The sequence below is a fragment of the Vibrio sp. V09_P4A23P171 genome, from assembly GCF_963875615.1.
In the GTDB taxonomy this organism is placed as follows: domain Bacteria; phylum Pseudomonadota; class Gammaproteobacteria; order Enterobacterales; family Vibrionaceae; genus Vibrio; species Vibrio anguillarum.
This window is the reverse complement of the sequence record NZ_CAWNMR010000047.1, coordinates 1-5125: the sequence shown is the minus strand read 5'-3', so window position 1 is coordinate 5125 and position 5125 is coordinate 1. Positions and strand designations below refer to the sequence as shown.

Sequence of the window (5125 nt, the reverse complement as noted above, 5' to 3'; positions counted from 1 at the left end):
TTTGGAAGAAAAGTGACGAGCGTAGCATGCTCGGCGGACGTTTGGATGCTGAAGGTTATTTTGCCGCTAAACTCACAACGAAAAACAACTCAACGCGATCAAGAAACAACAAATATGTGATGATTATTTATTGCTTAACTTAAGCTAGAAAACATGGCATTTACCGTTCAATTTCAACTCGATTTAGCTGATAAAAACTCACCTTGCCTAACGCCCGCTTAAGGGGCAGCCAACGCTACTACTAACTTTCCGCATAACACTGTAACCATAAAAACCAACGCATAGTAAAAATGCCACGCGTTGGCTGTCCCTCTTGAAGCGTTTGTTATAACGAAAGTTCGTCAAATAGCCCATTAATATTGCTTATTGAATTACTTAAATTTTTCTTCTCTACTCCTCTTTCGGAAAGATATTTAGCTATAACTGAAAAACATGAATCTACATCCTTCAGTTCTTCATCAGTAAAAGTTATCGTTGATATACCAAACTTAGAGAAGTATTCATTTCTTTTACCCATTTCTTTAGACCATTTTTTAGATAAGTCTTCATTAATATCTATCTTTTTTACATCTCTGATTCTATCTACAACCATATGCGTTGATGACGGACTTATCTCGAAACCCACGAGTTTATTCGTATATGGATTAAGTATAGTGTAATCAAGTCTATATTTGTGTTTAGCTTCTTTTCCTGCGTACCTCAACTCTGGGATTAAAAATGGCTCTTCATATGCATTGTCTGAATTTTTCAAATAATCTATATAACGATCTGCTATAGCTTTTTCATACTGCGAATTAGAAACTCTTTTTAAAACACTTCTATAAAATTGAACAAAATCCTTTGATGATTGAAATTTCATTGGTTCATCAGAATCCGGATCAATTAGCCCTGTATTCATAACATGCCTAATTGTCCAGAAATTGAAATCTGATCGTCTCATTTCAGATTTGTCGTTTACCCAGTCATCATTTCTCATTTCAGGAGAAATGAGTAATCCCCACACTAAATTTCCACTTCCAAACCAAATTGTCCAAAGAGATTCATCAGGTTTATGCCTTACTCTTTCTTTAAAATTTCGATAAAAATTACGGGTAAGAAATAATATTAGGTACTCTTTTAAGAGATGATCTTGGAGGGCATGCATTAAGAAATATTCACGATTAACCCTATTATAGGGAGCTTTGGGCTTTAGTCGTCCTCGAGCAGCTTTTTCTCGTACACTTTTACCTAAACCGTCAATCCACATACTAATGAAATCATTGGGATCTAAAAAAACAGTGTTAACACTATCTACGTAAGTATTATTATTCGCTCCCATCATTGCATGAAATGAATGTATAGAACGAATACCTGTTATTTCTTCAAATCGAATTAATGCTTTATCTTGTAACAACTTCAAACGAGCTGTAAGTAACTGCTCTTTTTCTTCTAAAAATTTTTTATTGATACTTACTACGTCCATAATTACCTATTTTTCGTTATAACGCCCGGCTAAGGGGTTGACAACGCATAGCCGAACTCAAAAAACACACTGTAAACACTGAACTTCAATTTTGTACTAAAGTCACCATGCGTTGGCAATCCCTCTTGAGCCGTTTGTTAGCTATTTTTCCCAGTGACTGATTTGAATGATTCAAAAATGAATGTCGCCAATCCACCTGCAACATTTGAATTTGCATAATCCTTCAAAGGATCACAAAAATTTGATTTGAATTTATCAATAGCCTCTTCTGGAGAAGAAGCATAAATCGTATCACCTTCCACTTCTAACCCCGAGCTCAAAAGTTCTTCCTTTTCAAAAAGATAAGTTTCTGAACTCATATCCAGATAAGTAAATGCATTACGATTTGAATTTGGTTTACAGAAAAATTGATACTTTGACATCTTTAATTTCCTTGCTGCTGAATAAAACAATAGTTAACGCCCGCTTAAGGGGCAGACAACGCTACTACAAAGCTTCCGCATAACACCGTAATCACACAAACCAACGCATAGTGAAAATGCCGCGCGTTGGATGTCCCTCTTGAAACGTTTGTTAGTTTTTATGCTGCAACAAGAACTGCTCTAACATTTTACCCACCAATTCCGGTGATTCTTGATGCGACGAATGTCCTGTCAATGGGATATTGGCAAAACTACAACCTGCAATTTTCGACTTTAAAGCCACTGCCTCATCCAATGAAAACAAGAAGTCATTATCACCTCGTATTACTAATGTCGGGCAACTAATTTTTTCAACTAATTTATGTGGATAACCAGATTCTGTTGTATCAAGCCAGACTGTTTTTACAGCGTCTACGAGTTTAGGGAAATCCGGGTTAGGATTTGACGCCTCATATAAAGCAACATCATCGGCAAACCTTGATGACCAAAATTCAGCCGTCAAACCACTTAGTAATTCAACTGATGGATCATCTGCCTCTAATCGCCACTGCGAACCCAGTGTCACCAAACAAGATACTCTTTCCGGTTCTTGTATTGCTAAACGATAACCTACGATACCACCGTCACTAAAACCAAAAATCGAATATTTCTCAATACCCAAATAGCTAAGAGCATGCTGAACGTCTTGTTGATATTGCATGTAACTAAGTGGACGATTGCCTAAAAGGGACTTCCCGTGACCACGGAAATCTATACTTATCAATTGATAGTCAGCAGCAACATATTTATGCATTGAACTTAACTCATTCAACGAACCAAGACCGCCATGAAGCATCAATAATGGCTTGCCGTCATGATTACCTGAAAGCTCGTAATAAATCTCGGAGCCACTAACACTTACATAACCATTTTTATTTTTCATTTTATCGACCAACTACGTTTGTATTGATTTGACCTAAAAAACTAACGCCCGCTTAAGGGGCAGCCAACGCTATTACCAACTTGCCGCATAACATCGTAATCACAAAAACCAACGCATGGTAAAAATGCCACGCGTTGGCTGTCCCTCTTGAAGCGTTTGTTATGTTTAAGCTTCAATAACTTACGTTTTACCTAAACCAAGATTAACTCGGTTTTGACTGACAAACAAAAGCCAAAACCCAGAAAACTGAAACGACTCATAGATTTGAAAAACAGACTTTGAATTTCGCCAATTCAAGCCCCAAAATCTGTGTTCAAAATACTGATTGCGCCAGCTGAACCAACCTCGCGCTTACTCGAAAATTGAATGAGGCAATTCTCTGAATTTCCAGCGCCAAAGAATAATTGTCCGGAAAACAGCGCCCGCTGAAGCCAACTTGCCGACAAACACAAAACCAATCAGCCGAGGGAACAAAGAAAAATCATAACCCACTGAATTTACGTGATTAAACATAACGCCCTGTTAAGGTGTGAGCAACGCAATACCGAAGCTCCCGCATACCACCTTAAACACTAAAAGCAACGCATTGTGAAAATGCCACGCGTTGCGAATCACTCTTAAACAGATTGTTAGGTGAATTTATACCGCTGAAAGATAAACGCAAACTTCTCTCTCACCACCTTGCATACGAAGTGTTTGATTTTCTACGTAAGTAACACCAAGTTTATCGATAACTGACTTTGAACGGTCATTACCAACAAGATGCATGACCTTTAACTCTCGCAATCCATGACTTTCTTTTGCGTACTCAATTAATGCCTTTGATGCTTCTGTCGCATAACCTTGCCCCCAAAAATCAACGCCCAACCAATAACCCAAGATTCCTTGGCCATCTTTTAAGCTCGGCAAACTCACGGCTCCAATAAGCTCTAACGATTCTTTACGGACAATCGCATAAACAATGCTCTCTCCGCTGGCAAAGCCAACTTCATGTGTTTCGATCCATGAAATTGCATCTGAAACTTTATATGGATGCGGTATGTTTGCCGTCATTTCTGCGATTCGTTTATCACCGGCCAACACAGATACTTGCTCTGCATCAGAGTGTTCAAATGGCCTAAGGATTAAACGTTCTGTTTCTAAAACTTGCTGCATTATTCCCCCAATTCACCTAGCGCCCGCTTAAGGGGCAGACAACGCTACTACTGACTTTCTGCATAACTCCGTAGTCACGAAAACCAACGCATAGTAAAAATGCCATGCGTTGGCTGTCCCTCTTGAAGCGTTTGTTAAGCGGCTTTTCCACTTGGCTTGAGCCTAAAACCGTCATCATCAAAGTCAGCAACTCGGATTTCAATTGATTCAATCAAGTCGCTCAGTTTAGTCGTAAGCTCTATAATTGTTCCTTTATTTATATCGAGTGGATTACCCGCTTTGTCATATCCACCTCGATGAGCACAATGATGTCGATTACTTACCGCACGATAAAACCAAGATATGTCCCCAAAACCAAATCCAAAAACACTAGCATACATTTTTGTTGTAGATTTAAGGTTATGAAAGATTACCGAATTAAGATGCTTAGCTATAGTCTCTTTAAGTGTTTCTTGACGAACAAAAATTTCTGAAAGATCAAACCTCATTTTAGCTACCTCAGGGTCACTTTCAACTAAACGCCTTAGTAAAGTATCAGACTCAGTCACATAGTGATTAAATGTAGAGAACAGATAACCCTCAGCTGAAGCTATTAAATGACTATAAAGCATAACATGATGTGCATATTGTGCCTCTGGATCCACTTCAGAATTTACTAACAACATTACATATTTTAACTGTTGTCGAAATAACTTGATTCGGTTGCTTTCTTCTGGAATTAACAGCTGCAACTCATGTTCTTCATGCTGTGGCTCTGTTGTTTCAACCCGTACTTCACCATGATTTACAACACACTCAGTGTCATACGCATTATTCTTTATGAGCACGTGATAAGGTCTACCACAACTATCACATTCAACTTCAGATTCAGTTTCTTGAAATTGTTCCCGTTCCTTTTCTGTGTCTGCGATATGTACTGAGTAGTAAACACCCTCTCGAACAACACTGCCACATTCGCAGTCGAAAGTAATATTAGTGTACATGTTTCCTCTTGAATTTATTTTTGCCGCTTAACGCCCGGTTAAGGGGCTGACAACGCAAAACACTGAACCTAAAATAACAACCGTAATCACAAATGCTGATTTGAACAAAAACCGCCACGCGTTGGCAGTCCCTCTTGAACCGTTTGTTATAAGCTGCCACTAAACGTTTGGATTACTTGAG

Annotated in this window: 5 protein-coding genes; all 5 read right to left on the bottom strand. The window is 38.5% G+C overall.

Annotated features, from left to right (window positions below):
• Nucleotides 1-325: 325 nt before the first annotated feature.
• The 5 genes from AACT23_RS13605 to AACT23_RS13585 all read right to left on the bottom strand — a co-directional run bounded on the left by AACT23_RS13605 (nt 326) and on the right by AACT23_RS13585 (nt 4944).
• Nucleotides 326-1462: a topoisomerase II gene (locus AACT23_RS13605; RefSeq protein ID WP_094128804.1), complete on the bottom strand. Its 1137-nt coding sequence runs from the start codon at nt 1460-1462 to the stop codon at nt 326-328.
• Nucleotides 1463-1599: 137 nt separating this feature from the next.
• On the bottom strand, nt 1600-1884 hold the full coding sequence (locus tag AACT23_RS13600) for a hypothetical protein (protein WP_094128801.1): 285 nt from the start codon (nt 1882-1884) through the stop codon (nt 1600-1602).
• Between the two features lie 151 nt (nt 1885-2035).
• The gene (locus tag AACT23_RS13595) at nt 2036-2806 is read right to left on the bottom strand and encodes an alpha/beta fold hydrolase (RefSeq protein WP_094128798.1); all 771 of its coding nucleotides are present in this window, start codon (nt 2804-2806) and stop codon (nt 2036-2038) included.
• A gap of 639 nt (nt 2807-3445) precedes the next feature.
• Nucleotides 3446-3961 (bottom strand): GNAT family N-acetyltransferase, encoded by a 516-nt coding sequence (locus AACT23_RS13590; protein ID WP_061778615.1) that lies wholly within the window; start codon nt 3959-3961, stop codon nt 3446-3448.
• Nucleotides 3962-4095: 134 nt separating this feature from the next.
• Complete coding sequence (locus AACT23_RS13585; protein ID WP_094128795.1) at nt 4096-4944, bottom strand: hypothetical protein; 849 nt, start codon at nt 4942-4944, stop codon at nt 4096-4098.
• Nucleotides 4945-5125 lie beyond the last annotated feature (181 nt).

Excerpts from the sequence above, each read along its gene's own strand:
- AACT23_RS13605 (WP_094128804.1), bottom strand. The coding sequence starts at position 1,462 with ATGGACGTAGTAAGTATCAATAAAAAATTTTTAGAAGAAAAAGAGCAG.
- AACT23_RS13600 (WP_094128801.1), bottom strand. The coding sequence starts at position 1,884 with ATGTCAAAGTATCAATTTTTCTGTAAACCAAATTCAAATCGTAATGCA.
- AACT23_RS13595 (WP_094128798.1), bottom strand. The coding sequence starts at position 2,806 with ATGAAAAATAAAAATGGTTATGTAAGTGTTAGTGGCTCCGAGATTTAT.
- AACT23_RS13590 (WP_061778615.1), bottom strand. The coding sequence starts at position 3,961 with ATGCAGCAAGTTTTAGAAACAGAACGTTTAATCCTTAGGCCATTTGAA.
- AACT23_RS13585 (WP_094128795.1), bottom strand. The coding sequence starts at position 4,944 with ATGTACACTAATATTACTTTCGACTGCGAATGTGGCAGTGTTGTTCGA.